Consider the following 25,064-nt stretch of genomic DNA (forward strand, 5'->3'; position numbering starts at 1 on the left):
GATACGACAGTGCCACGTTCTCTGAAAAAAGGTCCTTTTATCGATCTTCACCTACTGAAGAAGATCGAAGTGGCGGCGGAAAAGAACGATCGCAAACCAGTTAAAACCTGGTCGCGTCGTTCGATGATCCTGCCACAAATGGTCGGTCTGACCATCGCGGTACACAACGGTCGTCAACATGTCCCAGTTCTCGTGAACGAAGACATGGTCGGCCATAAACTGGGCGAGTTTGCCGGTACCCGCACCTACCGCGGGCACGTGGCTGACAAGAAAGCCAAGCGTTAAGGGGTTAGGAAATGGAAGTAGCCGCTAAGTTGTCGGGCGCTCGAATCTCCGCCCAGAAAGCCCGCTTGGTCGCCGACCAGATCCGCGGGAAGAAGGTGGGCGAAGCGCTCAACCTGTTGGCCTTCAGCAGCAAGAAAGCTGCTGAAATCATGAAGAAAGTCCTCGAGTCGGCCGTAGCCAACGCCGAACACAACGAAGGCGCAGACGTTGATGACCTGAAGGTCTCCACCGTTTTCGTCAACGAAGGGCGTTCGCTGAAGCGCATCATGCCGCGTGCCAAAGGCCGCGCTGATCGCATCGTCAAGCGGTCTTGCCATATCACTGTCAAGGTTGCGGACAAGTAACGGAGTCGATACAGATGGGTCAGAAAGTACATCCCACTGGCATTCGCCTGGGAATCGTCAAGGAGCACACCTCCGTCTGGTACGCCGACGGTAGGACTTACGCAGATTACCTGTTGAAGGATCTGCAAACCCGTGAGTACCTCCAAGACAAACTAAAAAGCGCGTCCGTGAGCCGTATCGATATTCATCGTCCGGCCCAAACTGCACGCATCACCATCCACACCGCTCGTCCAGGTATCGTTATCGGGAAGAAAGGTGAAGATGTTGAGAAACTGCGTCAGGACCTGACCAAGCAAATGGGTGTGCCTGTGCACATCAATATCGAAGAGATCCGCAAGCCGGAGCTCGACGGTATGCTGGTTGCTCAGAGCGTAGCTCAGCAGCTGGAGCGTCGTGTCATGTTCCGCCGTGCTATGAAGCGCGCCGTACAGAACGCCATGCGTATTGGTGCCAAGGGCATCAAGATCCAAGTGAGCGGTCGTCTCGGCGGTGCTGAAATCGCACGTACTGAATGGTATCGCGAAGGTCGTGTGCCACTGCACACCCTGCGTGCCGATATCGACTATGCCACTTACGAAGCTCACACCACTTACGGTGTGATCGGTGTCAAGGTTTGGATCTTCAAAGGCGAAGTTATTGGTGGTCGCCAAGAAGAACTGAAACCACAAGCACCAGCGCCTCGTAAAAAAGCTGCTAAGTAAGGGGTACGCCAAATGTTGCAACCAAAGCGTACAAAATTCCGTAAGCAGATGACTGGCCACAACCGTGGTCTGGCACTGCGCGGTAGCAAGGTCAGCTTCGGCGAGTTCGCCCTGAAAGCTGTTGCTCGCGGTCGTCTCACCGCTCGCCAGATCGAGTCGGCACGTCGTGCTCTGACTCGTCACGTAAAACGTGGCGGCAAGATCTGGATCCGTGTATTCCCGGACAAGCCGGTTACCAAGAAGCCTCTCGAAGTGCGGATGGGTAAAGGTAAGGGTTCCGTTGAGTACTGGGTTGCCCAGATTCAGCCAGGCAAAGTCCTGTACGAGATCGAGGGTGTTTCTGAAGAGCTGGCGCGTGAGGCTTTCGCCCTGGCTGCTGCAAAGCTGCCTCTCGCCACCTCCTTTGTTAAGCGGACGGTGATGTGATGAAAGCGAATGAACTTCGTGAAAAATCAGCACAGCAGCTGAACGAGCAACTGCTCGGCCTGCTGCGCGACCAGTTCAATCTGCGTATGCAGAAAGCAACTGGCCAGTTGGGGCAGTCGCACCTGCTCTCGCAAGTTAAGCGTGACATTGCTCGCGTGAAAACTGTGCTCAACCAGCAGGCAGGTAAGTGATCATGGCTGAAGCTGAAAAAACCGTCCGTACGCTGACTGGCCGTGTCGTCAGCGACAAGATGGACAAGACCATCACCGTTCTGATCGAGCGTCGCGTAAAGCACCCGATCTACGGTAAATACGTTAAGCGTTCGACTAAGCTGCACGCGCACGACGAAAACAACCAATGCCATATCGGCGACAAGGTTTCCATCCGTGAAACCCGTCCGCTGGCCAAGACCAAGTCCTGGGCGCTGGTTGAAGTTCTCGAACGCGCTGTTGAAGTCTAAGGGCTAAGGGTCGGAGAAATTTTATGATTCAGACTCAATCCATGCTCGATGTGGCCGATAACAGCGGCGCTCGTCGCGTCATGTGCATCAAGGTTCTCGGCGGTTCGCACCGCCGTTACGCCGGTATCGGTGACATCATCAAAGTAACCGTCAAGGAAGCAATTCCGCGCGGTAAAGTGAAAAAAGGCCAAGTGATGACTGCTGTTGTAGTCCGCACTCGCCACGGTGTTCGTCGCGCTGACGGCTCCATCATTCGCTTTGATGGCAACGCTGCTGTTCTGTTGAACAACAAGCAAGAGCCGATCGGCACCCGTATCTTTGGGCCAGTGACCCGTGAACTTCGTACCGAGAAGTTCATGAAGATCGTCTCGCTCGCCCCAGAAGTGCTGTAAGGAGATCCGACATGCAAAAGATTCGTCGTGACGACGAGATCATCGTGATCGCCGGCAAAGACAAAGGTAAGCGCGGTAAGGTGCTGAAGGTGCTCGCTGACGACCGTCTGGTCGTTGGTGGGATCAACCTGGTGAAGCGTCATACCAAGCCTAACCCGATGTCGGGCGTACAAGGCGGTATCGTCGAGAAAGAAGCGCCTCTGCACGCTTCCAACGTCGCCATTTTCAACGGCGAAACCAACAAGGCTGACCGCGTTGGTTTCAAAGTAGAAGAAGGCAAAAAAATTCGTGTCTTCAAGTCGACCCAAAAAGCGGTTGATGCTTGAACACTGCTAGGTAGAAGACCATGGCACGACTGAAAGAGATTTATCGGAAGGAAATCGCTCCGAAGCTTAAGGAAGAACTTAAGCTGGCGAACGTGATGGAAGTTCCGCGCGTTACCAAGATCACCCTGAACATGGGTCTGGGCGAAGCGATCGGCGACAAGAAAGTCATCGAGCACGCTGTTGCTGACCTGGAAAAGATCACCGGTCAAAAAGCCGTTGTGACTTTCGCTCGGAAATCCATCGCAGGCTTCAAAGTCCGTGAAGGTTGGCCGATCGGCGTCAAAGTCACTCTGCGCCGTGATCGTATGTACGAGTTCCTGGACCGCCTGCTGGCGATCTCCCTGCCTCGGGTTCGCGACTTCCGCGGCCTGAATGCCAAGTCCTTCGATGGTCGTGGCAACTACAGCATGGGCGTGAAAGAGCAGATCATCTTCCCGGAAATCGACTACGACAAGATCGATGCTCTGCGCGGTCTGGACATTACCCTGACCACCACTGCTCGTACGGATGACGAAGGCCGCGCTCTGCTGCGTGCTTTCAAATTCCCGTTCCGCAACTGATTGGAGTAGGAAAATGGCCAAGAAGAGCATGAAAAACCGCGAGCTGAAGCGTCAGCTGACGGTTGCTAAGTTCGCCAAGAAGCGTGCTGAGCTCAAAGCGATCATCGTTAATCTGGAAGTAACTCCAGAAGAGCGTTTCGCTGCGGTTGTAGCTCTGCAGAAGCAGCCACGTGACGCCAGCGCTTCGCGCCTGCGTAACCGCTGCCGCATCACTGGTCGTCCACACGGCGTTTACCGCAAGTTCGGCCTCGGCCGTAACAAGCTGCGTGAAGCAGCAATGCGCGGTGACGTTCCAGGTCTGGTCAAAGCCAGCTGGTAAGACGTACCTGCAGTGTCCCGGTGGTGGAAGAGCGATCTTCCGACCACCGGTGGCCCGGCATCGAAACAAGCCCCTTTTGGGGCTTGTTTCGTTTTTGGTATATGTCTAGAATGACCGGCTCGCCTGAGCCCGGGTTTTTCCGTGCAGCTTCGGGCGACAGTAGTAGCCGAAAGGCTAATTTTTTTTGCATCAGGAGCGTCTAGCCCATGAGTATGCAGGACCCGTTAGCGGACATGCTAACTCGCATCCGTAATGCCCAGATGGCTGAAAAGTCCGTCGTAAGCATGCCTTCGTCAACTCTGAAGGTTGCGGTCGCCAAAGTTCTGAAAGACGAAGGTTACATTGCTGGCTACCAAGTCAGCAGCGATGTAAAGCCATCGCTCTCCATCGAGCTGAAATACTTCGAAGGCCGTCCGGTCATCGAGGAAGTCAAGCGCGTAAGTCGTCCAGGTCTGCGTCAGTACAAGTCCGTCGATGAACTGCCGAAAGTACGTGGCGGTCTGGGCGTGTCTATCGTCTCCACCAACAAAGGTGTGATGACGGATCGTGCTGCGCGCGCTGCCGGTGTTGGCGGCGAAGTTCTCTGCACAGTGTTCTAAGGGGGGATAAGCATGTCTCGCGTCGCTAAGAACCCCGTTAAGCTGCCAGCTGGCGTCGAAGTAAAATTCGCCGGCCAACAGCTTTCGGTGAAGGGTGCCAAGGGCACTCTCGAACTGAATGTTCACTCGTCTGTAGAAGTGATCGAAGAAGCTGGTGAGCTGCGTTTCGCTGCTCGCAACGGCGATCAACAGACCCGCGCTATGGCCGGTACTACCCGTGCCCTGGTAAACAACATGGTCCAAGGCGTAAGCCAAGGCTTCGAGCGCAAGCTCCAGCTGGTCGGTGTTGGTTACAAAGCACAAGCCAAAGGCACCGTGCTCAACTTGGCGCTCGGCTTCTCGCATCCAGTGGACTACGAACTGCCAGCCGGTATCACCGCTGAAACTCCAAGCCAGACCGATATCCTGATCAAGGGTATCGATAAGCAGCTGGTAGGTCAGGTGGCCGCTGAAATCCGCGACTTCCGTCCACCAGAGCCTTATAAAGGCAAGGGTGTGCGTTACGCGGACGAAGTAGTCCGTCGTAAAGAAGCCAAGAAGAAGTAGGGCATAGCAAATGACCGACAAAAAAGTTACTCGTCTGCGTCGCGCTCGCAAAGCACGCCTGAAAATGCACGAACTCGAAGTCGTGCGTCTCTGCGTGTTCCGCTCCTCGCAGCATATCTACGCCCAGGTCATCTCGGCCGACGGCAGCAAAGTCTTGGCCAGTGCCTCGACTTTGGACAAAGAACTGCGTGATGGCGCCACCGGCAACATCGACGCGGCCACTAAGGTTGGCAAGCTGGTAGCTGAGCGTGCGAAAGCCGCCGGTGTATCTCAAGTTGCCTTTGACCGTTCCGGCTTCAAGTATCACGGCCGCGTCAAAGCGCTGGCTGATGCTGCTCGTGAAGGCGGGCTGGAGTTCTAAGTTATGGCAAATAACGATCAAAAGCGCGACGAAGGCTACATCGAGAAGCTGGTTCAGGTTAACCGCGTTGCCAAGACCGTAAAAGGCGGCCGTATCTTCACCTTCACCGCGCTGACCGTGGTAGGTGATGGCAAAGGTCGCGTTGGTTTCGGCCGTGGTAAGTCGCGTGAAGTACCTGCTGCGATCCAGAAGGCTATGGAAGCTGCTCGCCGCAACATGATTCAGGTTGACCTGGATGGCACCACTCTGCAGTACGCAACCAAGTCCGCCCATGGCGCGTCGAAGGTTTACATGCAGCCTGCCTCCGAAGGTACCGGTATCATCGCCGGTGGCGCCATGCGTGCCGTCCTGGAAGTTGCTGGCGTTCAGAACGTCCTGGCCAAGTGCTACGGCTCGACTAACCCTGTAAACGTGGTTCACGCCACTTTCAAGGGTCTGAAGGCTATGCAATCTCCTGAGTCCATTGCTGCCAAGCGCGGCAAGAGCGTTGAGGAGATTCTCTGATCATGGCTACCGTTAAAGTAACGCTGATCAAAAGCACCGCCGGCCGTCTGCCTAACCACAAACTGTGTGTTAAAGGTCTGGGTCTGCGCCGCATCGGTCACACTGTAGAAGTCCTGGATACTCCCGAGAATCGCGGGATGATCAACAAGGCTTACTACATGCTGCGCGTCGAGGGTTAATCGATGAAACTCAATGATCTGAGTCCAGCGCCGGGTTCCCGTCGCGAGAAGCATCGTCCGGGTCGTGGTATCGGTAGTGGTTTGGGTAAGACTGGTGGCCGCGGCCACAAAGGTCAAACCTCCCGCTCCGGTGGCACCATTGCTCCTGGCTTTGAAGGCGGTCAACAGCCGCTGCACCGTCGTCTGCCGAAGTTCGGCTTCGTTTCCCTGAAAGCCATGGACCGCGCAGAAGTGCGTCTGTCCGAGCTGGCCAAAGTGGAAGGCGACGTTGTTACCGTTCAGTCCCTGAAGGACGCCAACGTGATTAACCAGAACGTACAGCGTGTGAAAATCATGCTGTCGGGCGAAGTTACTCGCGCGGTCACCATCAAGGGTATCGCCGTCACCAAAGGTGCACGTGCGGCTATCGAAGCAGCTGGCGGCAAGTTCGAGGAATAAATGGCTAAGCAAGGTGCTCTCTCTTCGCTCGGCAAAGGCGGAATGTCTGAACTCTGGGCTCGTCTGCGTTTTCTGTTCCTGGCGATCATCGTCTATCGAATAGGCGCACACATCCCGGTTCCAGGCGTTAACCCTGAGCGGCTGGCGGAACTGTTTCGACAGAATGAGGGGACCATTCTTAGCTTGTTCAACATGTTTTCCGGCGGTGCGCTGGAGCGTATGAGCGTATTTGCACTGGGGATCATGCCGTACATTTCGGCATCGATCATCATGCAGCTCATGACCGCTGTCAGCCCACAGCTGGAGCAGTTGAAGAAGGAAGGTGAAGCTGGCCGTCGCAAGATCAGCCAGTACACCCGCTACCTCACCGTTACTCTGGCGTTGGTCCAGGCCATTGGCATGTCCATTGGTCTGGCTGGTCAGGGTGTGGCGTTTGCTGCTGGTTTCGGCTTCCATTTCGTTGCGGTTTCCACGTTTGTGGCCGGCGCAATGTTCATGATGTGGCTAGGCGAGCAGATTACCGAGCGCGGTGTGGGCAACGGTATCTCGATGCTTATTTTCGCGGGTATCGTTGCCGGTCTTCCGAGAGCAATCGGGCAGTCTTTCGAGTCTGCGCGTACAGGCGATATCAACATCTTCGCCCTGGTCGCTATCGGTTTGCTGGCAGTAGCGATTATCGGTTTTGTGGTCTTCATCGAGCGTGGTCAGCGTCGTATTGCTGTTCACTACGCGAAGCGTCAGCAGGGCCGCAAGGTCTTTGCTGCGCAGACGAGCCACTTGCCGCTTAAAGTGAACATGGCCGGTGTTATTCCGGCTATTTTCGCAAGCAGCATTCTGCTGTTTCCGGCTTCGCTGGGTGCCTGGTTCGGTCAGTCTGAGGGTATGGGCTGGTTGCAGGACATCTCGCAGTCGATCGCTCCTGGTCAGCCGTTGAATATTCTGCTGTTTAGTGCAGGGATCATTTTCTTCTGCTTCTTCTATACGGCGTTGATGTTCAATCCGAAAGACGTAGCGGAAAACCTGAAGAAGTCCGGTGCCTTTATTCCGGGTATCCGTCCTGGCGAGCAGTCGGCGCGCTACATTGATGGCGTTCTGACCCGTTTGACCATGTTCGGTGCTCTTTATATGACGGCCGTGTGCCTGCTTCCCCAGTTCCTGGTGGTCGCAGCAAACGTTCCGTTCTACCTTGGCGGGACCTCGTTGCTGATTGTGGTAGTGGTTGTGATGGACTTTATGTCCCAAGTACAATCGCACCTCGTTTCGCACCAGTACGAATCCCTGATGAAGAAAGCCAACCTGAAAGGCTACGGCGGCAGCGGTCTGCTGCGCTGAAACCCCTAAGGTTCGAGGAGTTGGTGATGAAAGTTCGTGCATCGGTGAAAAAACTGTGCCGTAACTGCAAAATTATTCGCCGCGAAGGTGTCGTTCGAGTAATTTGCAGCGCGGAACCACGTCACAAACAGCGCCAAGGCTGAGTGTGATCTGCGCTTCAAGCCCAGCAGCTAGTGTGCTGCTGGGTTGATTAATTGTTTCTACAGCGATATTATCTCGCGCCCTATTTCTTGGCTTCCGGGGCGTAGGTAGCTGTCAATTGGAGTCCCACTGAATGGCCCGTATTGCAGGCGTTAACATTCCAGATAACAAGCATACTGTTATCTCGCTGACCTACATCTACGGTGTTGGTCGCACCACTGCACAGAAAATCTGTGCAGACACTGGGGTAAACCCAGCCGCAAAGATCAAGGATCTGAGCGACGAGCAGATTGAACAGCTGCGTAGCGAAGTTGCGAAGTTCACCACTGAAGGTGACCTGCGTCGCGACATCAACATGAAAATCAAGCGGTTGATGGACCTGGGTTGCTACCGCGGCCTGCGTCATCGTCGGGGTCTGCCAGTACGCGGTCAGCGTACCAAGACCAATGCCCGTACCCGTAAAGGTCCGCGCAAGCCGATCCGCAAGTAATCGCACCAGCGAATCGACAGGAATTTAGACATGGCAAAACCTGCTGCTCGTCCTCGTAAAAAAGTCAAAAAGACAGTGGTTGATGGCATCGCCCACATCCACGCGTCTTTCAACAACACCATCGTGACCATCACCGATCGTCAAGGTAACGCTCTGTCCTGGGCTACCTCCGGCGGTTCGGGTTTCCGTGGTTCCCGCAAATCGACCCCGTTCGCCGCTCAGGTAGCTGCAGAACGTGCTGGTCAAGCTGCGCTGGAATACGGCCTGAAGAACCTCGACGTCAACGTCAAGGGTCCAGGTCCAGGTCGTGAGTCCGCTGTTCGTGCATTGAACGGCTGCGGCTATAAGATCGCCAGCATCACCGACGTGACGCCAATCCCGCATAACGGGTGCCGTCCGCCGAAGAAGCGTCGCGTGTAATCAGGAGACAGATAAATGGCACGTTACATTGGTCCAAAATGCAAACTGTCTCGTCGTGAAGGCACCGATCTGTTCCTGAAGAGTGGCGTTCGCGCTCTGGAATCGAAGTGCAACATCGAAGCAGCCCCAGGTATCCACGGTCAGCGCCGTGGCCGTCAGTCCGACTACGGCACCCAGCTGCGTGAGAAACAAAAAGTCCGTCGTATCTACGGCGTGCTCGAGCGTCAGTTCAGCGGTTACTACAAGCAAGCGGCTTCCAAGAAAGGCGCTACTGGTGAGAACCTGCTGCAACTGCTCGAATGCCGTCTGGATAACGTCGTTTATCGTATGGGCTTTGGCGCTACTCGTGCCGAATCCCGTCAGCTGGTTTCGCACAAAGCGATCAGCGTAAACGGCAAGACTGTAAACGTTCCGTCCTACCAAGTTCGTCCGGGTGACGTGGTCGCAGTTCGCGAGAAATCGCTGAACCAGCTGCGCATTGTTCAAGCCCTTGAACTGTGCGCTCAGCGTGGCCGCGTTGAGTGGGTAGAAGTGGACGCTGCCAAGAAGTCGGGCGTTTTCAAGAACGTTCCTGCTCGCAGCGACCTGTCTGCCGACATCAACGAAAACCTGATTGTCGAGCTCTACTCCAAGTAAGGGCTAGAAAATAGGTGCATCCATGCAGATTTCGGTAAATGAGTTCCTGACGCCCCGCCACATCGATGTGCAGGTCGTCAGTCCAACCCGCGCTAAGATCACGCTCGAGCCTCTCGAGCGTGGTTTTGGCCATACCCTGGGCAACGCGCTGCGCCGCATCCTGTTGTCCTCTATGCCTGGCTGTGCAGTAGTCGAGGCCGAGATTGACGGTGTACTCCATGAGTACTCCGCGATCGAAGGTGTACAGGAAGATGTCATTGAAATCCTGTTGAACCTTAAAGGCCTGGCTATCAAACTGCATGGTCGTGACGAAGTTACGCTGACCTTGTCGAAGAAGGGTTCGGGGGTGGTTACCGCTGCCGATATTCAGCTGGATCATGATGTCGAGATCGTTAACCCCGATCACGTAATCGCTAACCTGGCGTCCAACGGCGCTTTGAACATGAAGCTCACCGTAGCTCGTGGTCGTGGTTATGAGCCGGCCGATTCGCGTCAGAGCGATGAAGACGAAAGCCGCAGCATAGGTCGCTTGCAGCTTGACTCTTCGTTCAGCCCGGTTCGCCGTATCGCATACGTGGTGGAAAACGCCCGTGTCGAGCAGCGTACCAACCTGGACAAGCTGGTTATTGATCTGGAAACCAACGGTACCCTGGATCCTGAAGAGGCTATCCGTCGTGCTGCAACCATCCTGCAACAGCAGTTGGCTGCGTTCGTCGACCTCAAAGGTGACAGCGAACCCGTGGTAGTCGAGCAGGAAGACGAGATCGATCCGATTCTGCTTCGTCCAGTTGACGATCTGGAATTGACCGTGCGTTCGGCCAACTGCCTGAAGGCGGAGAACATCTACTACATCGGCGATCTGATTCAGCGCACCGAAGTAGAGCTGTTGAAAACTCCGAACCTCGGCAAGAAGTCCCTGACTGAAATCAAGGACGTTCTGGCTTCCCGTGGTCTGTCCCTCGGCATGCGCCTCGACAACTGGCCGCCTGCAAGTCTTAAGAAAGACGACAAGGCGACTGCCTGATCGTCGTAATCACCGAACGTAGTGTTTGGTAAGGAATGAATCATGCGTCATCGTAAAAGTGGACGTCACCTGAGCCGTACCAGCTCTCACCGCAAGGCCATGTTCCAGAACATGGCGGTGTCGCTGTTCGAGCACGAGCTGATCAAAACTACCCTGCCAAAAGCCAAGGAACTGCGCCGCGTTGCCGAGCCGCTGATCACCCTGGCCAAGGAAGACAGCGTAGCTAACCGTCGCCTTGCTTTCGACCGTACTCGTTCGAAAGAAATCGTCGGCAAGCTGTTCAACGATCTGGGCAAGCGCTACGCCACCCGTCAGGGCGGCTACCTGCGTATCCTCAAGTGCGGTTTCCGCGCTGGCGACAACGCGCCTATGGCGTACGTCGAGTTGGTTGATCGTCCTGTCGGTGGCTCGGTAGAAGCTGCTGAGTAAGACGAACAGTCTTGAACAAAAAACCGGGCCTTGTGCCCGGTTTTTTGTTTTCTAGTGATCGCTTTTCCTATTGGCTAGTCGATATGCAGTCCGCTGTTGCGCCGTTTTGAAGAAACATTGCGCTTAACTCGAAGTGATAAGGAGAAACTCCCTCATTTGGACGCTTTTCAATGAAAATCACTACTGTTCGCCCGCTTTTTTCGACATTTATGCGTAAATCACAGTGACCTCCCAGTCATCCTGGTTCAAACTATGGCTTTCACACAGGGAGAGGCGGGACGATGCAAGGTCACCCGGACGTAATCGACTATCTCAACACGTTGCTGACGGGCGAACTGGCGGCACGTGATCAGTACTTCATTCACTCGCGGATGTACGAAGACTGGGGCTTCAGCAAGCTCTACGAACGCATCAATCACGAGATGGAAGAAGAAGCCCAACACGCTGATGCCTTGATCCGCCGCATCCTGATGCTGGAAGGTACGCCGCGCATGCGTCCGGACGATCTGGATATCGGTGCTACCGTGCCAGACATGATCGCCGCCGATCTGCGCCTGGAATACAAAGTCCGCGCTGCACTGTGCAAAGGCATTGAGCTGTGCGAACTGCACAAGGACTACATCAGCCGCGACATCCTCCGTCTGCAACTGGCTGACACCGAAGAAGATCACACCTACTGGCTGGAAAAGCAGAAAGGCTTGATCAAGTCGCTGGGACTGGAGAACTACCTGCAATCGCAGATGTAATGAGTCCGGCAAAGAAAAGCCCCTGTCGTGTGAGCGACAGGGGCTTTTTCATTTCAGTGCCGGATCAGGCTCGGTCCCGTTCCAGCAGTGGCTTGAGGTAGTGCCCGGTGTGGGACTGCTTCATGTTCGCCACTTCTTCTGGCGTGCCGCAGGCGATGATCTGACCGCCCTTGGAACCACCTTCCGGACCAAGATCGACCAGCCAATCTGCGGTCTTGATCACATCCAGGTTGTGCTCGATCACCACCACGGTATTACCGTGGTCGCGCAGTCGGTGCAGTACATCGAGCAACTGCTGGATATCAGCGAAGTGCAGGCCCGTGGTGGGTTCGTCGAGGATGTACAGGGTTTTGCCGGTATCGCGCTTGGATAGCTCACGGGACAGTTTGACCCGTTGCGCCTCGCCGCCGGACAGCGTTGTAGCCGACTGCCCGAGCTTGATGTAGGACAGACCCACATCCATCAACGTTTGCAGCTTGCGAGCCAGCGCTGGCACCGCATCGAAGAACTCGCGGGCTTCCTCGATGGTCATTTCCAGCACTTCGTGGATGTTCTTGCCCTTGTACTTGATCTCCAGCGTCTCGCGGTTGTAGCGCTTGCTCTTGCAGACGTCGCAAGGGACGTAGATGTCTGGCAGGAAGTGCATCTCCACCTTGATCAGCCCGTCGCCCTGGCAGGCTTCGCAGCGTCCGCCCTTGACGTTGAAGGAGAAGCGGCCCGGGCCGTAGCCCCTCGAGCGCGATTCCGGGACGCCGGAGAATAATTCGCGGATCGGCGTGAACAGACCGGTATAGGTCGCCGGGTTGGAACGTGGCGTACGGCCGATCGGGCTCTGGTCGATATCCACCACCTTGTCCAGGTGCTGCAGGCCGTCGCAGCTGTCGTGCGCGGCGGCTTCCTGGGTCGTGGCACCATTGAGGGCGGTGGCTGCGAGAGGGAACAAGGTATTGTTGATCAGCGTCGACTTGCCAGAACCGGATACACCGGTCACGCAGGTCAACAGGCCGATTGGAATCTCCAGGTCGACGCTCTGCAGGTTGTTGCCGCGCGCGCCCTTGAGCTTGATCGAGAGCTTCTTGTTGCGTGGCGTGCGCTTGGCCGGCACCGCGATCTTGATCCGCCCGGAGAGGTATTTCCCGGTCAGTGAGTCAGGGTGCGCCATCACTTCTGCGGGCGTACCTTCGGCAACGATCTGGCCACCGTGTACTCCGGCGCCGGGACCGATGTCGACCACATAGTCCGCGAGACGGATGGCGTCCTCGTCGTGCTCCACCACAATCACCGTGTTGCCGATGTCGCGTAGGTGATTGAGGGTGGCCAGCAGGCGATCGTTATCACGCTGGTGCAATCCAATGGATGGCTCGTCGAGGATATACATCACCCCGACCAGGCCGGCGCCGATCTGGCTGGCCAGACGGATGCGCTGGGCTTCGCCGCCGGACAGTGTGTCGGCACTGCGATCAAGGGTCAGGTAATCGAGGCCAACGTTCACCAGGAACTGAAGACGCTCGCAGATTTCCTTGAGGATCTTGTCGGCGATTTCGCCACGGCGTCCGGTCAGCTTCAGGCCACCGAAATACTGGCTTGCATCGCCGATGGGCAGGCCGGTCACCGCAGGCAAGGTCTTCTCGCCAACCCACACGTGACGCGCCTCGCGGCGCAGACGGGTGCCGCGGCAGTCCGGGCACGGCTGGGTACTGAGGAACTTGGCCAGCTCCTCGCGGACCGTAGCCGATTCCGTTTCCCGATAGCGGCGCTCCAGGTTCGGCACGATGCCCTCGAACGGGTGCGAGCGCTTGACGATATCGCCACGGTCGTTGAGGTACTTGAAGTCGACGTTCTGGTTACCGCTGCCGCTGAGAATGATTTTCTGGCGGTCGGCGGGCAGTTCGTTGAACGGGACTTCCAGGCTGAAGCCGAAGTGTGCCGCCAGCGACCCGAGCATCTGGAAGTAATAGACGTTACGTCGGTCCCAGCCGCGGATCGCGCCCTCGGCCAAGGTCAGCTCACCATTGACCAGGCGCTTGGCGTCGAAGAACTGCTTGACCCCCAGGCCGTCGCAGGTCGGGCAGGCGCCGGCGGGGTTGTTGAAGGAGAACAGCTTCGGCTCCAGCTCGCTGATGGCGTGGCCGCAGATCGGGCAGGCGAAGCGTGCGGAGAAGATCATCTCTTCGCCGCCTTCATCATCCATCGGCGCGACGAGCGCAATGCCGTCGGCCAGTTTCAGCGCGGTTTCGAACGACTCGGCCAGACGCTGCTGCAGGTCTTCGCGGACTTTGAAGCGGTCCACTACCACATCGATGCTGTGCTTCTTCTGTTTGTCGAGCTTGGGCAACTCGTCCAGCTCGCAGAGCTTGCCGTTGATACGGGCACGGACGAAGCCTTGAGCGCGCAGCTCCTCGAATACCGCCAGGTGCTCGCCCTTGCGCTCACGAATCACCGGGGCCAGCAACATCAGCTTGCTGCCTTCCGGCTGCGCCAGGACCAGGTCGACCATCTGGCTGACGGTCTGGGCCTCGAGCGGAATGTCGTGGTCCGGGCAGCGTGGCGTACCGACGCGGGCATACAGCAGGCGCAGGTAGTCGTAGATTTCGGTGATGGTGCCGACGGTGGAGCGAGGGTTGTGCGAAGTGGACTTCTGCTCGATGGAAATCGCTGGCGAGAGGCCTTCGATGGTATCGACGTCCGGCTTTTCCATCATCGACAGGAACTGCCGCGCATAGGCCGACAGCGACTCCACGTAGCGCCGCTGGCCTTCGGCATAGAGGGTGTCGAATGCCAGGGATGACTTGCCAGACCCGGACAGGCCGGTGATGACGATCAGCTTGTCGCGGGGCAGCGTCAGGTCGATGTTCTTCAGGTTGTGGGTACGTGCCCCACGAATCAGGATCTTGTCCACTACGGCCTCGCTTGGCGGGCTTAAACGGAGCAGTATACGGCTCGCCGCCGGTGCGCGGCAAAGCGTCGCGTAGATGCTGTTAAACGATGGGACTGGTAGAATCGCCGCCGGTTCACACGAGGTTAATCCATGCACGATCCCCACAGCGAACGCATGAGTGGCAGCGAAACCCGCGCCGCAGGCGGCCTGGCCCTGGTGTTCGCCTTCCGTATGCTGGGCATGTTCATGGTCCTGCCGGTACTGGCTACCTATGGCATGGACCTGGCGGGCGCGACGCCGGCACTCATTGGTCTGGCTATTGGCGCCTATGGGCTGACCCAGGCGGTATTGCAGATTCCATTCGGCGTCATATCCGACCGCATCGGCCGGCGTCCGGTGATCTACCTGGGGTTGGTGATCTTTGCGCTGGGGAGTGTGCTGGCGGCTCAGGCCGACTCGATCTGGGGCGTGATTGCCGGACGGATCCTGCAAGGTGCCGGGGCGATTTCGGCGGCGGTAATGGCGTTACTGTCGGACCTGACCCGTGAGCAGCACCGCACCAAGGCCATGGCCATGATTGGCATGAGCATCGGTTTGTCGTTTGCCGTGGCGATGGTTGTCGGGCCTTTGTTGACCCGCAGCTTCGGTCTGTCCGGGCTGTTTCTGGCGACAGCGGCGATGGCACTGGTGGGTATCGCTCTGATCGCGTTCGTCGTGCCTGCTTCCAGCGGACCGCTGCACCACCGCGAGTCCGGGGTGGCGAAGCAAGCGCTCGGCCCGACCTTGCGACACCCTGACCTGTTGCGCCTGGACGTTGGTATTTTCGTCCTGCATGCCATCCTCATGGCCAGCTTCGTTGCCCTGCCACTGGCGTTCGTTGAACGCGGCGGGCTGCCCAAGGAAGAGCACTGGTGGGTGTACCTGACCGCTCTGCTGATTTCATTCTTCGCAATGATTCCCTTCATTATCTATGGTGAGAAAAAGCGCAAGATGAAACGTGTCCTTCTGGGCGCGGTCAGTGTCTTGCTGCTGACGGAGCTATTCTTCTGGGAGTGGGGGAACAGCCTGTCGGCCCTGGTGATCGGGACCGTGATCTTCTTCACCGCCTTCAACCTGCTGGAAGCGTCGTTGCCGTCGTTGATCAGCAAGGTGTCGCCTGCCGGCGGCAAGGGCACGGCGATGGGGGTCTATTCCACCAGCCAGTTCCTTGGCGCGGCGCTGGGCGGGATATTGGGTGGATGGATGTTCCAGCATGGTGGCTTGACCACGGTGTTCCTCGGCTGCGCGGGTTTGTGCGGGCTCTGGCTTGCCGTAGCTGTTACCATGCGCGAACCACCTTATGTGACAAGCCTGCGCATGCCGTTGTCGCCCGAAGCGCTACGCGAAGCGGGCTTGACCGAGCGCCTGAAGGCCGTGCCGGGTGTGACCGACGCAGTGGTGGTGGCAGATGAAGCCGCCATCTATATCAAACTGGATACACAAATTTTGGATCGTTCGACCCTGGAACGCCTGGTCAATCCGGCGTCCGCGGCGTGCGAAGCCTAGGAGAACGTTATGGCCCGTGGGGTTAACAAAGTCATATTGGTCGGCACCTGTGGCCAGGATCCTGAAGTACGCTACCTGCCGAACGGCAACGCCGTGACTAACCTGAGCCTGGCCACCAGCGAGCAGTGGACCGACAAGCAGACCGGCCAGAAGGTCGAGCGCACCGAGTGGCACCGCGTCTCGATGTTCGGCAAGGTCGCCGAGATTGCTGGTGAGTACCTGCGCAAGGGTTCTCAGGTGTATATCGAAGGCAAGCTGCAAACCCGCGAGTGGGAAAAAGACGGCATCAAGCGTTACACCACCGAAATCATCGTCGACATGCAAGGCACCATGCAGTTGCTGGGCGGTCGTCCGCAGAACCAGGATGGTGGCGGTGCGCCGCAAGGCAACTACAACCAGGCGCCGCAGGCTCCACGCCAGCAAGCGCCTCGTCCGCAGCAGGCTCCTCAGCGTCCGGCTCCTCAGCAACCAGCGCCGCAGCCGGCTCCGGATTTCGACAGCTTTGATGACGATATTCCGTTCTGATATCAGCTGTAGAAACTCTTTGTAGAGTTGCCTCACAGAACCCCCGCCATGCGGGGGTTCTTCGTTTCTGCCGTTTAAAGATATTGATCAGCGCAATGGCAATGCTGCAAGGGCAATGTATCTGGGCGCGTGACGAGTCTGGCTAATGCTGGCTGGACAAACTGTCGAAGTTTTAGTTCGAGTTTGCTGGTTGCTGGATTAGATCAATTCAGATGCACTCTTTCGTCTTCTGGCTTGCTTTCTGTAGTCCCTATTAGTTCCCGCTGTAGGCGTATTCTGATTTTTATAGTCTGGCGGGTTCGTGGCGGTATCGGAGGATCATGCGAGGTAGTATTGGCCTCTTTCGGGAGGTACGCATGAAAGAAAAGTTGGTTGAGTCGGAAAAACAAAAAGTAGTCTTCTCACCTTCGGTGCAGAACTACACGAGCAAAGATTTTTCAGGTGAGGATGCAGACAATATAAATGCCGGTCATATGGAGAATTCAGGTCGGCAGGTTGCCTGTGGGGAAGAACACACGAAGAAAAGTAAGATTCCAGTCAGTCTATCTGGCGTTGACGAAAAGTTTCAGGTCAAAGGCTTTGTCGAAGCATATGAAACATTTATTGATGAAAATCCCTCCTGTCGTCCGCTCAATAAGGTGCCCGACCTATTGTTGACGTTGGTTGGTGGGGTAATTGCAGTGATCGGATTGCTGATGATGTTGTTTGGTCCTGACAGCATCATGGTAAGTGTCGTATCTGGTCCGACCTTTTTTCAATACATTCAACTTTATCCAGGCTATGTATTTAGTCTTGGCGCTTTTCTGTCTTCAGTTGGAGTGAAGCTTTTCAGGGGGGCCAAAGGCGTATCGCGTGAGCAGTTTCTAGCTGACGAATATGAGTTGTCAGGAAAGGAGGGTGTGCTACGCGATGGTTCTTACTCACTCCGATATATGGGTAAGGGAAATTTCTTGATCAAGTATCAATCCGAAGGTTGAGACTCAGCGCTCACGCGCCCATCGTGCTGCTCGCCTCCTGCTCAATCCGCAACGCCGTCCTCTGCAACGCCGGCAAATAACGCACAACCGCCTGCTCGATACTCATCGCCTTCGCCACATACACCAGATTCAGGCACCCCAGCAGTTGCTGCTTACCACGGATCGGCACGGCGATGGAGGCGATCTTTTCTTCCTGGTCCCAGGTCATGAAGTTTTCCCCGTAACCCCGGTGGCGGGTTTTGCGCAGGAGGTTGTCCAGCGCTTCGGGATTACGTGCCAGACGGCTGTCTTCGTCGTCGCGGCTGGCCAGCAACTCGATGATGTGTTCGCGTTCGGCATCCGGGCAGAAGGCGAGGTAGGCCAGGCCCGTGGCGGTGAGCAGGATGGGCAGGCGTCGGCCGACGATGGAGCGGTGAAACGACAGGCGGCTGAAGCGGTGGGTCGATTCACGCACCACCATCGCATCGACATCCAGGGTACAGAGGTCGGTCGGCCACACCACCTCCTGCAGCAGCTCGGCCAGCAGTGGAGCGGCGAGGGCGGAGATCCATTGGTCGTCGCGGAAACCTTCGCTCAGTTCGCGTACCTTCAGGCACAGGCGGAAGCTGTCGTCTGATTCGCTGCGACGTACGTAGCCTTCTTCCTGCAAGGTCTCAAGCAGGCGTCGCACGGTGGTGCGGTGCAGGCCCGTCAGCTCGGCCAGACGGGTCGGGCTGGCGCCACCGCCGAGGTGGTTGAGGGTGTTGAGCAGCAGCAGACCGCGGGTCAGTCCGCGAACCGTCTTGTAGTCGGATTCGCCTTCGGATGCCATGAATTCACCAGAAATTCGTTGTAAATCAGTGCTGTGCACTAGGTGCACGGCGCGGCGGTTTTTGATTGTAGGGCAAGAAATGGCGTTCTTATACTAGCGCCAACAAGAACGAACACCCTTACAAGGGAAACCACCATGCTGCCTGCCCGCGCCCCCTCTCTGCCCGACGCGCCGTCTTGACGCACTGACGGCCCGACCCTGCCACCTCTGAGCAAGGTCGCCCACCGAACCCTTTTGCAACCTTCACACCCACGAACTTTTCCAGGTTCGGGGGCTGGCCCCGGCTTGCCTGATGTTTGTCCAGCCGGCCGCCGTGACGCTGTCCGATACGGTGAAAAACAATGAAAACAACCCCTACCTTTTCCTCGCAGACTGACCACAAGGCCCAGGTTGTGGTGCTGGGTGCTGGCCCGGTGGGCCTGGCGATCGCCAACTACCTCGGCCAGTCCGGCATCGACGTGCTGGTGGTGGAGAAGCTCGACAAGCTGATCGACTACCCCCGCGCTATCGGCATCGATGATGAGTCGCTACGTACCGTGCAGGCCATCGGTCTGGTGGACCAAGTATTGCCGCACACCACCCCGTGGCACGCCATGCGTTTCCTCACGCCCAAAGGGCGTTGCTTCGCCGATATTCAGCCGCTGACGGAGGAATTCGGCTGGTCGCGGCGCAATGCCTTTATCCAGCCGCAGGTGGATGCCGTGTTGCTTAATGGCCTGAAGCGCTTCGGCAATGTGCGCATCCTGTTCAGCCGTGACGTCACCGAATTCACCCAGGATGACAGCGGTGTGAGCCTGCGCATGGAAGGTCCTGGGGCAGTTCAGGAAACCGTGCGCGGCGACTATCTGGTGGCTTGCGATGGCGGCAACAGTTATGTGCGCCGCACCCTTGGCATTTCGTTCGACGGCAAGACCGCGCCGAACCAGTGGATCGTCGTCGATATCGCCAACGATCCGCTGGGCACGCCGAACGTGTACCTGTGCTGCGACCCGGTGCGCCCCTATGTTTCCGCCGCATTGCCCCACGGCGTGCGCCGCTTCGAATTCATGGTGATGCCCGGTGAAACCGAGGCGGAACTGAGCAAGCCGGAAAACATGCGCCGCCTGCTGGCCAAGGTGCTGCCGGACCCGGACCGCATCGAGCTGATCCGCAGCCGCGTCTACACCCACAACGCGCGCCTCGCCGGGCAGTTCCGCAGCAAGCGGGTCCTGCTTGCCGGCGATGCCGCGCACATCATGCCGGTCTGGCAGGGGCAGGGTTACAACAGCGGCATGCGCGATGCCAGCAACCTCGGCTGGAAACTGGCGATGGTGGTCAAGGGCCTGGCCGGCGAGGGGCTGCTGGACACCTACGAACTGGAGCGTCGTGACCACGCCCAGGCGATGATCAATCTGTCGGTGCTGGCGGGCCATGTGCTGGCGCCGCCGAAGCGTTGGCAGGGCGCGCTGCGCGACGGGATTTCCTGGCTGCTCAACTACCTGCCGCCGGTCAAACGCTACTTCCTGGAAATGCGCTTCAAGCCGATGCCGCAGTACAGCGCCGGTGCCCTGGTGGCCAGCACGCCGCAACTGGCGAACTCGCCGGTGGGTCGCATGTTCATCCAGCCCAAGGTGCAGACCGAAGATGGCCGCCAGGTGTTGCTGGACGACGTGATCGGCAACAACTTTGCGATCATCGCCTGGGGCACCAACCCGATTTGGGGCCTGAGTGCGGCGCAGGTGGCGTTCTGGCAACGCCTCGGCACCCGCTTCATTCAGGTGCTGCCGGCCGTGCAACTGGAGGCTGGGCGCGAGGCCATCGACGGTGTGATCCGGGTCGGCGATTGCAGCGGAAGTTTGAAGGAGTGGTTCGGTCGTTATCCAGCCTCCGTCGCCGTGGTGCGCCCGGACCGCTTCCTCGCGGCGCTGGCCATTCCACAGTCGCTGGACAAGGCCTGCGACGCGCTGGCGCAGGCGGTTCATGCCACCGCGCCGCTGGTCAATCAGCCTGTCGCCAGCAAGGTGGCCTGAGATGGTCGCCCTCGTGCAATGCCTGTCGCACACGCCGTTGGTGGGGTTTGTCGATCCCGCGCAGGCGGTGCTGGATGAAGTGGGCGGTGTGATCGCCAACGCCCGGGCCCAGGTCGAAGCCTTCGACCCGGAGTTGGTGTTCCTGTTCGCGCCGGACCACTACAACGGCTTTTTCTATGACGTCATGCCGTCGTTCTGCATCGGCATGTCGGCGCAGGCGATCGGCGATTTCGACACCGCCGCCGGTCCGCTGAACGTACCGAAGGACCTCGCCGAAGCCTGCGCCGATGCGGTGCTGGAGGCGGGAGTGGACGCCGCGGTGTCCTACTGCATGCAGGTCGATCACGGTTTCGCCCAGCCTTTGGAACTGCTGCTCGGCGGCATCGACCGTTGCCCGGTGATCCCGGTGTTCATCAATTCGGTCGCGGTGCCGTTGCCGGGGTTCCAGCGCGCTCGCCTGTTCGGCGAGGCGATTGGCCGGTACGCCCGGACGCTGAACAAACGCGTGCTGTTCATCGGTTCCGGTGGCCTGTCGCATCAGCCGCCGGTGCCGGAGTTGGCGAAGGTGGACGCGCGCATGGCCGACCGCCTGATGGGCAGCGGCCGCAACTTGCCCGCCGATGAACGCGAGGCGCGCCAACAGCGGGTCATTCAGGCCGCCCGGCGTTTCGTCGAGGACCAGCACTCGCTGCATCCGCTCAATCCAGTCTGGGACCAGCAGTTTCTCGACGCCCTCAGCGAAGGCCGGCTGGCCGAGCTGGACGGCTTGAGCAACGCCGAACTGTCCGCCCTGGCCGGCAAATCCACCCATGAAGTGAAGACCTGGGTCGCCGCGTTCGCCGCGCTGTCGGCGTTCGGTCCCTATGCGGCCAGCGACCGCTATTACCGGCCGATCCCCGAATGGATCGCCGGCTTCGGCGCCCTTGCGGCGCGCCCCGTATCCACCGCATCGAAGGAAGCCTGAACATGACTACCGCAACCGAAGCCTCCAGCAGCCGTCTGGTTCGAATCCAGGAAGGCGATCTCGATCTGCAACTGCATTACAACGACGTTGGCCAGGGTGATGAAACCGTGGTCATGCTGCACGGTTCCGGCCCTGGCGCCAGCGGCTGGGCCAACTTCAACCGCAACATCGAACCACTGACCGCCGCCGGTTACCGGGTGATCCTGATGGACTGCCCGGGCTGGAGCAAAAGCGATCCGATCGTCTGCCGCGGCTCGCGCTCGGACCTCAACGCCCGCGCCCTCAAGGGCCTGCTCGACGCCCTCGACCTCGACCGCGTGCACATTCTCGGCAACTCCATGGGCGGCCACAGCGCCGTCGCCTTTGCCCTCGCCAATCCGCAGCGGGTCGGCAAGCTGGTGCTGATGGGCGGCGGGACCGGCGGCGCCAGCCCGTTCGTGCCGATGCCCACCGAGGGCATCAAATTGCTCAATGGGCTGTACCGCGAGCCGACCATCGACAACCTGAAGAAGATGATGAATGTCTTCGTTTTCGACGCCAGCAGCCTCACCGAAGAACTGTTCCAGACCCGCCTCGACAACATGCTGGCGCGCCGCGACCACCTGGAAAACTTCGTCGCCAGCCTGGCCGCCAATCCGAAGCAGTTCCCCGACTTCGGCCCACGGCTGCACGAAATCAGCGCCCAGACTCTGGTGGTCTGGGGCCGCGAAGACCGCTTCGTACCTATGGACGCCGGCCTGCGTCTGCTCGCCGGCCTGCCCAACGCGCAACTGCATGTGTTCAACCGTTGCGGCCACTGGGCGCAGTGGGAACACGCCGACGCTTTCAACCGCATGGTCCTGGATTTCCTCAGCCACTGACCTGGAGTCGAGCATGACAATTTCCCAACAGACCCTGGACCAACTGGCCGCCGAACTGCGCCAGGCCGAAGCCAGCGGTGAAGCTATCGTCCCGTTGCGCGAGCGCATCGGCGAAGACAACGGCGACGCGGCCTACGCCATCCAGCGCCTGAACATCGCCCATGCCGTGGCCGGCGGGCGGCGGGTGGTGGGGCGCAAGATCGGCCTGACCAATCCCAAGGTGCAGGCCCAACTGGGTGTCGACCAGCCCGACTTCGGCACGTTGTTCGCCGACATGTGCTACGGCGACAACGAAACCGTGCCGTTTGGCCGTGTGCAGCAAGCGAAGATCGAGGCGGAAATCGCCCTTGTCCTCAAGCGCGACTTGCCGGCCGCGGACACCACGTTTGCCGAAGTCGTCGCGGCGACCGGCTGGGTGATGCCGGCGCTGGAGATCGTCGGTAGCCGGGTGGCGGGCTGGAACATCCGCTTCGTCGACACCGTCGCCGACAACGCTTCCAGCGGCTGCTTCGTGCTCGGCGGGCCGGTGCGGCGCATTGATGGCCTCGACCTGCGCAACGCGGTCATGCGCATGACCCGCAATGGCGAAGAAGTCTCCAGCGGCAGCGGCGCCCAGTGCCTGGGCCATCCGCTCAACGCCGCGGTATGGCTGGCGCGGACCATGGCCCGGCTGGGCGAACCGTTGCGAGCTGGCGACGTGATCCTCACTGGCGCCCTCGGGCCGATGGTCGCGGTGGCTGCCGGTGATCGCTTCGAAGCCGAGATCGACGGTATCGGCCAGGTGGCCGTGGAATTCACGGTCGAGTGATTGCGACCTGCGTGCACAAGAGATGAACACAATGAAAAAACTCAACGTCGCCATCATCGGCTCCGGCAACATCGGCACCGATTTGATGATCAAGATCCTGCGCAACGCGCAGCACCTGGAAATGTCGGTGATGGTCGGCATCGACCCGAACTCCGATGGACTGGCGAGAGCTGCTCGCATGGGCGTGGCCACGACCCACGAAGGCGTGCAAGGCCTGACCCGTATGGCGGAATTCCAGCACATCGACTTCGTCTTCGATGCCACCAGCGCCGGCGCCCACGTCAAGAACGACGCCTTCCTGCGCTCGATCAAACCCGGCATCCGCCTGATTGACCTGACCCCGGCGGCCATCGGCCCGTACTGCGTGCCGGTGGTGAACCTGGAGCAGAACCTCGCTCAGCTCAACGTCAACATGGTCACCTGTGGCGGCCAGGCGACCATCCCGATGGTCGCTGCGGTGTCCCGCGTGGCGAAGGTGCATTACGCGGAAATCGTCGCGTCCATCGCCAGCAAATCCGCCGGCCCCGGCACCCGCGCCAATATCGACGAATTCACCGAAACCACCTCCCGCGCCATCGAAGTGATCGGCGGCGCGGCCAAGGGCAAGGCGATCATCGTGATGAACCCGGCCGAGCCGCCGCTGATCATGCGCGACACGGTGTTCGTGCTGTCCGAAGCGGCTGATCGGACGCAGGTCGAAGCGTCCATCGAAGAGATGGCGCAGGCGGTGCAGGCCTATGTGCCGGGTTATCGACTGAAGCAGAAGGTGCAGTTCGAAGAGGTCAGCGACCTGAAGATTCCGGGGCTCGGGATTTTCTCCGGCCTGAAGACCTCGGTGTTCCTCGAAGTCGAAGGCGCCGCCCATTACCTGCCGGCCTACGCCGGCAACCTCGACATCATGACGTCCGCCGCCATGGCCACCGCCGAGCGCATGGCCCTGTCGATGATCAACGGCTGAGGAACGACCATGAAAAAAATCTACATCTCCGACGTCACCCTGCGCGACGGCAGCCACGCGGTGCGCCATCAGTACACCCTCGACAACGCCCGCGATATCGCCCGGGCGCTGGACAAGGCCAAAGTGGACTCCATCGAAGTCGCCCACGGTGACGGCTTGCAGGGTTCCAGTTTCAACTACGGCTTCGGCCGACACACCGATCTGGAGTACATCGAGGCGGTGGCGGATGTGGTCAGCCACGCGAAAATCGCCACGCTGCTGTTGCCGGGGATCGGCACGGTCCACGACCTCAAGGCCGCCTACGATGCTGGCGCCCGCGTGGTCCGCGTCGCCACTCATTGCACTGAAGCCGACGTGTCCCGCCAGCACATCGAATACGCCCGCGAACTGGGCATGGACACCGTCGGCTTCCTGATGATGAGCCACATGATCCCGGCCGAGCAGTTGGCGGCGCAGGGCAAATTGATGGAGAGCTACGGCGCGCAGTGCATCTACATGGCCGACTCCGGTGGCGCGATGAACATGCAGGACATCCGCGACCGCATGCGCGCGTTCAAGGCCGTGTTGAACCCGGGTACCCAGACCGGCATGCATGCGCATCACAACCTGAGCCTCGGCGTCGCCAACTCGATTGCGGCGGTGGAAGAGGGCTGTGATCGCATTGATGCCAGTCTCGCGGGCATGGGTGCGGGCGCGGGTAATGCGCCGTTGGAAGTGTTTATCGCCGCCGCCGAGCGCCTCGGTTGGAATCATGGCACTGACCTGTACACCTTGATGGATGCGGCGGACGACATCGTCCGGCCCTTGCAGGACCGGCCGGTTCGCGTGGACCGCGAGTCGCTGGCGCTGGGGTATGCGGGGGTTTATTCGAGCTTCCTGCGCCATGCGGAAATCGCGGCAGCACGGTATGGGTTGAAGACCGTGGACATTCTGGTGGAGCTGGGCAAGCGGCGGATGGTCGGGGGGCAGGAGGACATGATTGTGGATGTGGCGCTGGATCTGCTGGCTCGGCGGAATTAGCCGAAATCGCGAGCAAGCTCGCTCCTACAGGGGGGCTTGCGTACGCAGGTC

Annotated in this window: 35 protein-coding genes; 33 read left to right on the top strand and 2 right to left on the bottom strand. The window is 58.9% G+C overall.

Translation table 11 applies throughout. The features are described 5' to 3' along the window. The first annotated feature begins 9 nt into the window (after positions 1–9). The 24 genes from rpsS (at position 10) to bfr (ending at position 11,658) form a co-directional block, all read left to right on the top strand. Positions 10–285, top strand: coding sequence for a 30S ribosomal protein S19 (rpsS, locus tag NTD88_RS23860; protein WP_002555486.1), 276 nt, complete (start codon positions 10–12; stop codon positions 283–285). Positions 286–296: 11 nt separating this feature from the next. Continuing rightward, complete coding sequence (rplV, locus tag NTD88_RS23865) at positions 297–629, top strand: 50S ribosomal protein L22 (protein ID WP_003103908.1); 333 nt, start codon at positions 297–299, stop codon at positions 627–629. Positions 630–643: 14 nt separating this feature from the next. Continuing rightward, positions 644–1,330: a 30S ribosomal protein S3 gene (gene rpsC, locus NTD88_RS23870; protein WP_095160002.1), complete on the top strand. Its 687-nt coding sequence runs from the start codon at positions 644–646 to the stop codon at positions 1,328–1,330. Positions 1,331–1,342: 12 nt separating this feature from the next. Continuing rightward, positions 1,343–1,756, top strand: coding sequence for a 50S ribosomal protein L16 (gene rplP / locus NTD88_RS23875; protein ID WP_009397508.1), 414 nt, complete (start codon positions 1,343–1,345; stop codon positions 1,754–1,756). After that, complete coding sequence (gene rpmC, locus NTD88_RS23880) at positions 1,756–1,947, top strand: 50S ribosomal protein L29 (protein WP_002555481.1); 192 nt, start codon at positions 1,756–1,758, stop codon at positions 1,945–1,947. Before rplP ends, rpmC begins: the two co-directional genes overlap by 1 nt. 2 nt (positions 1,948–1,949) lie before the next feature. Beyond that, on the top strand, positions 1,950–2,216 hold the full coding sequence (rpsQ, locus tag NTD88_RS23885; protein ID WP_031303185.1) for a 30S ribosomal protein S17: 267 nt from the start codon (positions 1,950–1,952) through the stop codon (positions 2,214–2,216). A gap of 23 nt (positions 2,217–2,239) precedes the next feature. Next, positions 2,240–2,608, top strand: coding sequence for a 50S ribosomal protein L14 (gene rplN, locus NTD88_RS23890; protein ID WP_002555479.1), 369 nt, complete (start codon positions 2,240–2,242; stop codon positions 2,606–2,608). Positions 2,609–2,619: 11 nt separating this feature from the next. After that, positions 2,620–2,934, top strand: coding sequence for a 50S ribosomal protein L24 (gene rplX / locus NTD88_RS23895; RefSeq protein ID WP_008374158.1), 315 nt, complete (start codon positions 2,620–2,622; stop codon positions 2,932–2,934). 20 nt (positions 2,935–2,954) lie between these two features. After that, positions 2,955–3,494, top strand: a complete 540-nt coding sequence (gene rplE / locus NTD88_RS23900; RefSeq protein WP_009397500.1) for a 50S ribosomal protein L5 — start codon at positions 2,955–2,957, stop codon at positions 3,492–3,494. Positions 3,495–3,507: 13 nt separating this feature from the next. Continuing rightward, entirely contained in the window at positions 3,508–3,813 is a 306-nt protein-coding gene (rpsN, locus tag NTD88_RS23905) for a 30S ribosomal protein S14 (protein ID WP_095160001.1), read from the top strand. A 206-nt stretch (positions 3,814–4,019) separates the two neighbouring features. Next, positions 4,020–4,412 (top strand): 30S ribosomal protein S8, encoded by a 393-nt coding sequence (gene rpsH / locus NTD88_RS23910; RefSeq protein ID WP_095160000.1) that lies wholly within the window; start codon positions 4,020–4,022, stop codon positions 4,410–4,412. A gap of 12 nt (positions 4,413–4,424) precedes the next feature. Beyond that, positions 4,425–4,958, top strand: coding sequence for a 50S ribosomal protein L6 (rplF, locus tag NTD88_RS23915; RefSeq protein ID WP_095159999.1), 534 nt, complete (start codon positions 4,425–4,427; stop codon positions 4,956–4,958). A 10-nt stretch (positions 4,959–4,968) separates the two neighbouring features. Further along, entirely contained in the window at positions 4,969–5,319 is a 351-nt protein-coding gene (gene rplR, locus NTD88_RS23920) for a 50S ribosomal protein L18 (protein WP_009397496.1), read from the top strand. Positions 5,320–5,322: 3 nt separating this feature from the next. Further along, positions 5,323–5,823, top strand: coding sequence for a 30S ribosomal protein S5 (gene rpsE, locus NTD88_RS23925; protein WP_042123536.1), 501 nt, complete (start codon positions 5,323–5,325; stop codon positions 5,821–5,823). 2 nt (positions 5,824–5,825) lie between these two features. Beyond that, the gene (gene rpmD, locus NTD88_RS23930; RefSeq protein ID WP_010220317.1) at positions 5,826–6,002 is read left to right on the top strand and encodes a 50S ribosomal protein L30; all 177 of its coding nucleotides are present in this window, start codon (positions 5,826–5,828) and stop codon (positions 6,000–6,002) included. A gap of 3 nt (positions 6,003–6,005) precedes the next feature. Next, positions 6,006–6,440 carry a 50S ribosomal protein L15 gene (rplO, locus tag NTD88_RS23935; RefSeq protein ID WP_095159998.1) on the top strand — a complete coding sequence of 145 codons (435 nt, stop codon included), beginning with the start codon at positions 6,006–6,008 and terminating at the stop codon, positions 6,438–6,440. Next, positions 6,441–7,772: a preprotein translocase subunit SecY gene (secY, locus tag NTD88_RS23940; RefSeq protein ID WP_095159997.1), complete on the top strand. Its 1,332-nt coding sequence runs from the start codon at positions 6,441–6,443 to the stop codon at positions 7,770–7,772. It abuts the gene before it with no gap. A gap of 26 nt (positions 7,773–7,798) precedes the next feature. After that, positions 7,799–7,915: a 50S ribosomal protein L36 gene (gene rpmJ, locus NTD88_RS23945; protein WP_002555468.1), complete on the top strand. Its 117-nt coding sequence runs from the start codon at positions 7,799–7,801 to the stop codon at positions 7,913–7,915. A gap of 131 nt (positions 7,916–8,046) precedes the next feature. Beyond that, positions 8,047–8,403, top strand: a complete 357-nt coding sequence (gene rpsM, locus NTD88_RS23950; protein ID WP_095159996.1) for a 30S ribosomal protein S13 — start codon at positions 8,047–8,049, stop codon at positions 8,401–8,403. 30 nt (positions 8,404–8,433) lie between these two features. Continuing rightward, positions 8,434–8,823: a 30S ribosomal protein S11 gene (gene rpsK / locus NTD88_RS23955; RefSeq protein ID WP_002555466.1), complete on the top strand. Its 390-nt coding sequence runs from the start codon at positions 8,434–8,436 to the stop codon at positions 8,821–8,823. A gap of 15 nt (positions 8,824–8,838) precedes the next feature. Next, positions 8,839–9,459 (top strand): 30S ribosomal protein S4, encoded by a 621-nt coding sequence (gene rpsD, locus NTD88_RS23960; RefSeq protein WP_095159995.1) that lies wholly within the window; start codon positions 8,839–8,841, stop codon positions 9,457–9,459. A 22-nt stretch (positions 9,460–9,481) separates the two neighbouring features. Further along, positions 9,482–10,483 (top strand): DNA-directed RNA polymerase subunit alpha, encoded by a 1,002-nt coding sequence (locus NTD88_RS23965; protein WP_003186012.1) that lies wholly within the window; start codon positions 9,482–9,484, stop codon positions 10,481–10,483. Between the two features lie 42 nt (positions 10,484–10,525). Beyond that, positions 10,526–10,912, top strand: a complete 387-nt coding sequence (gene rplQ, locus NTD88_RS23970; protein WP_002555463.1) for a 50S ribosomal protein L17 — start codon at positions 10,526–10,528, stop codon at positions 10,910–10,912. Between the two features lie 281 nt (positions 10,913–11,193). Beyond that, the gene (gene bfr / locus NTD88_RS23975; RefSeq protein WP_095159994.1) at positions 11,194–11,658 is read left to right on the top strand and encodes a bacterioferritin; all 465 of its coding nucleotides are present in this window, start codon (positions 11,194–11,196) and stop codon (positions 11,656–11,658) included. A 64-nt stretch (positions 11,659–11,722) separates the two neighbouring features. Here the strand turns inward: bfr and uvrA are convergent, their stop codons facing one another. Continuing rightward, complete coding sequence (uvrA, locus tag NTD88_RS23980; RefSeq protein WP_175653479.1) at positions 11,723–14,557, bottom strand: excinuclease ABC subunit UvrA; 2,835 nt, start codon at positions 14,555–14,557, stop codon at positions 11,723–11,725. Between the two features lie 129 nt (positions 14,558–14,686). Between uvrA and NTD88_RS23985 the strand changes: the two genes are divergently transcribed. The 3 genes from NTD88_RS23985 (at position 14,687) to NTD88_RS23995 (ending at position 17,583) form a co-directional block, all read left to right on the top strand. Then, entirely contained in the window at positions 14,687–16,081 is a 1,395-nt protein-coding gene (locus NTD88_RS23985) for an MFS transporter (protein WP_095160022.1), read from the top strand. Positions 16,082–16,090: 9 nt separating this feature from the next. Beyond that, on the top strand, positions 16,091–16,606 hold the full coding sequence (locus tag NTD88_RS23990) for a single-stranded DNA-binding protein (protein WP_095159993.1): 516 nt from the start codon (positions 16,091–16,093) through the stop codon (positions 16,604–16,606). Between the two features lie 356 nt (positions 16,607–16,962). After that, positions 16,963–17,583 carry a hypothetical protein gene (locus tag NTD88_RS23995; RefSeq protein ID WP_262153970.1) on the top strand — a complete coding sequence of 207 codons (621 nt, stop codon included), beginning with the start codon at positions 16,963–16,965 and terminating at the stop codon, positions 17,581–17,583. Positions 17,584–17,593: 10 nt separating this feature from the next. On the opposite strand, the gene NTD88_RS24000 is transcribed toward NTD88_RS23995, so the two are convergent. Then, on the bottom strand, positions 17,594–18,394 hold the full coding sequence (locus NTD88_RS24000; RefSeq protein WP_095160064.1) for a DNA-binding transcriptional regulator: 801 nt from the start codon (positions 18,392–18,394) through the stop codon (positions 17,594–17,596). Positions 18,395–18,735: 341 nt separating this feature from the next. Between NTD88_RS24000 and NTD88_RS24005 the strand changes: the two genes are divergently transcribed. Genes NTD88_RS24005 through dmpG form a run of 6 tightly spaced genes read left to right on the top strand, consistent with a single transcriptional unit; the run spans position 18,736 to position 25,013 of the window. Further along, positions 18,736–20,403, top strand: a complete 1,668-nt coding sequence (locus NTD88_RS24005) for a bifunctional 3-(3-hydroxy-phenyl)propionate/3-hydroxycinnamic acid hydroxylase (protein ID WP_262153972.1) — start codon at positions 18,736–18,738, stop codon at positions 20,401–20,403. 1 nt (position 20,404) lies between these two features. After that, a complete protein-coding gene (gene mhpB, locus NTD88_RS24010) occupies positions 20,405–21,367 on the top strand; it encodes a 3-carboxyethylcatechol 2,3-dioxygenase (RefSeq protein WP_262153973.1) in 963 nt (320 codons plus the stop codon). Between the two features lie 2 nt (positions 21,368–21,369). After that, positions 21,370–22,227, top strand: a complete 858-nt coding sequence (locus NTD88_RS24015) for an alpha/beta fold hydrolase (protein ID WP_262127443.1) — start codon at positions 21,370–21,372, stop codon at positions 22,225–22,227. A gap of 13 nt (positions 22,228–22,240) precedes the next feature. Continuing rightward, a complete protein-coding gene (gene mhpD, locus NTD88_RS24020) occupies positions 22,241–23,035 on the top strand; it encodes a 2-keto-4-pentenoate hydratase (RefSeq protein ID WP_262153974.1) in 795 nt (264 codons plus the stop codon). 31 nt (positions 23,036–23,066) lie between these two features. Then, entirely contained in the window at positions 23,067–23,993 is a 927-nt protein-coding gene (locus NTD88_RS24025; RefSeq protein WP_262153975.1) for an acetaldehyde dehydrogenase (acetylating), read from the top strand. 9 nt (positions 23,994–24,002) lie between these two features. Then, positions 24,003–25,013: a 4-hydroxy-2-oxovalerate aldolase gene (dmpG, locus tag NTD88_RS24030; RefSeq protein WP_262153976.1), complete on the top strand. Its 1,011-nt coding sequence runs from the start codon at positions 24,003–24,005 to the stop codon at positions 25,011–25,013. Positions 25,014–25,064 lie beyond the last annotated feature (51 nt).

It is taken from the genome of Pseudomonas sp. 20P_3.2_Bac5 (genome assembly GCF_025466035.1).
GTDB lineage: Bacteria > Pseudomonadota > Gammaproteobacteria > Pseudomonadales > Pseudomonadaceae > Aquipseudomonas.

Excerpts from the sequence above, each read along its gene's own strand:
- rplV (WP_003103908.1), top strand. The coding sequence starts at position 297 with ATGGAAGTAGCCGCTAAGTTGTCGGGCGCTCGAATCTCCGCCCAGAAA.
- rpsC (WP_095160002.1), top strand. The coding sequence starts at position 644 with ATGGGTCAGAAAGTACATCCCACTGGCATTCGCCTGGGAATCGTCAAG.
- rplP (WP_009397508.1), top strand. The coding sequence starts at position 1,343 with ATGTTGCAACCAAAGCGTACAAAATTCCGTAAGCAGATGACTGGCCAC.
- rpmC (WP_002555481.1), top strand. The coding sequence starts at position 1,756 with ATGAAAGCGAATGAACTTCGTGAAAAATCAGCACAGCAGCTGAACGAG.
- rpsQ (WP_031303185.1), top strand. The coding sequence starts at position 1,950 with ATGGCTGAAGCTGAAAAAACCGTCCGTACGCTGACTGGCCGTGTCGTC.
- rplN (WP_002555479.1), top strand. The coding sequence starts at position 2,240 with ATGATTCAGACTCAATCCATGCTCGATGTGGCCGATAACAGCGGCGCT.
- rplX (WP_008374158.1), top strand. The coding sequence starts at position 2,620 with ATGCAAAAGATTCGTCGTGACGACGAGATCATCGTGATCGCCGGCAAA.
- rplE (WP_009397500.1), top strand. The coding sequence starts at position 2,955 with ATGGCACGACTGAAAGAGATTTATCGGAAGGAAATCGCTCCGAAGCTT.
- rpsN (WP_095160001.1), top strand. The coding sequence starts at position 3,508 with ATGGCCAAGAAGAGCATGAAAAACCGCGAGCTGAAGCGTCAGCTGACG.
- rpsH (WP_095160000.1), top strand. The coding sequence starts at position 4,020 with ATGAGTATGCAGGACCCGTTAGCGGACATGCTAACTCGCATCCGTAAT.
- rplF (WP_095159999.1), top strand. The coding sequence starts at position 4,425 with ATGTCTCGCGTCGCTAAGAACCCCGTTAAGCTGCCAGCTGGCGTCGAA.
- rplR (WP_009397496.1), top strand. The coding sequence starts at position 4,969 with ATGACCGACAAAAAAGTTACTCGTCTGCGTCGCGCTCGCAAAGCACGC.
- rpsE (WP_042123536.1), top strand. The coding sequence starts at position 5,323 with ATGGCAAATAACGATCAAAAGCGCGACGAAGGCTACATCGAGAAGCTG.
- rpmD (WP_010220317.1), top strand. The coding sequence starts at position 5,826 with ATGGCTACCGTTAAAGTAACGCTGATCAAAAGCACCGCCGGCCGTCTG.
- rplO (WP_095159998.1), top strand. The coding sequence starts at position 6,006 with ATGAAACTCAATGATCTGAGTCCAGCGCCGGGTTCCCGTCGCGAGAAG.
- secY (WP_095159997.1), top strand. The coding sequence starts at position 6,441 with ATGGCTAAGCAAGGTGCTCTCTCTTCGCTCGGCAAAGGCGGAATGTCT.
- rpmJ (WP_002555468.1), top strand. The coding sequence starts at position 7,799 with ATGAAAGTTCGTGCATCGGTGAAAAAACTGTGCCGTAACTGCAAAATT.
- rpsM (WP_095159996.1), top strand. The coding sequence starts at position 8,047 with ATGGCCCGTATTGCAGGCGTTAACATTCCAGATAACAAGCATACTGTT.
- rpsK (WP_002555466.1), top strand. The coding sequence starts at position 8,434 with ATGGCAAAACCTGCTGCTCGTCCTCGTAAAAAAGTCAAAAAGACAGTG.
- rpsD (WP_095159995.1), top strand. The coding sequence starts at position 8,839 with ATGGCACGTTACATTGGTCCAAAATGCAAACTGTCTCGTCGTGAAGGC.
- NTD88_RS23965 (WP_003186012.1), top strand. The coding sequence starts at position 9,482 with ATGCAGATTTCGGTAAATGAGTTCCTGACGCCCCGCCACATCGATGTG.
- rplQ (WP_002555463.1), top strand. The coding sequence starts at position 10,526 with ATGCGTCATCGTAAAAGTGGACGTCACCTGAGCCGTACCAGCTCTCAC.
- bfr (WP_095159994.1), top strand. The coding sequence starts at position 11,194 with ATGCAAGGTCACCCGGACGTAATCGACTATCTCAACACGTTGCTGACG.
- NTD88_RS23985 (WP_095160022.1), top strand. The coding sequence starts at position 14,687 with ATGCACGATCCCCACAGCGAACGCATGAGTGGCAGCGAAACCCGCGCC.
- NTD88_RS23990 (WP_095159993.1), top strand. The coding sequence starts at position 16,091 with ATGGCCCGTGGGGTTAACAAAGTCATATTGGTCGGCACCTGTGGCCAG.
- NTD88_RS23995 (WP_262153970.1), top strand. The coding sequence starts at position 16,963 with ATGAAAGAAAAGTTGGTTGAGTCGGAAAAACAAAAAGTAGTCTTCTCA.
- NTD88_RS24000 (WP_095160064.1), bottom strand. The coding sequence starts at position 18,394 with ATGGCATCCGAAGGCGAATCCGACTACAAGACGGTTCGCGGACTGACC.
- NTD88_RS24005 (WP_262153972.1), top strand. The coding sequence starts at position 18,736 with ATGAAAACAACCCCTACCTTTTCCTCGCAGACTGACCACAAGGCCCAG.
- mhpB (WP_262153973.1), top strand. The coding sequence starts at position 20,405 with ATGGTCGCCCTCGTGCAATGCCTGTCGCACACGCCGTTGGTGGGGTTT.
- NTD88_RS24015 (WP_262127443.1), top strand. The coding sequence starts at position 21,370 with ATGACTACCGCAACCGAAGCCTCCAGCAGCCGTCTGGTTCGAATCCAG.
- mhpD (WP_262153974.1), top strand. The coding sequence starts at position 22,241 with ATGACAATTTCCCAACAGACCCTGGACCAACTGGCCGCCGAACTGCGC.
- NTD88_RS24025 (WP_262153975.1), top strand. The coding sequence starts at position 23,067 with ATGAAAAAACTCAACGTCGCCATCATCGGCTCCGGCAACATCGGCACC.
- dmpG (WP_262153976.1), top strand. The coding sequence starts at position 24,003 with ATGAAAAAAATCTACATCTCCGACGTCACCCTGCGCGACGGCAGCCAC.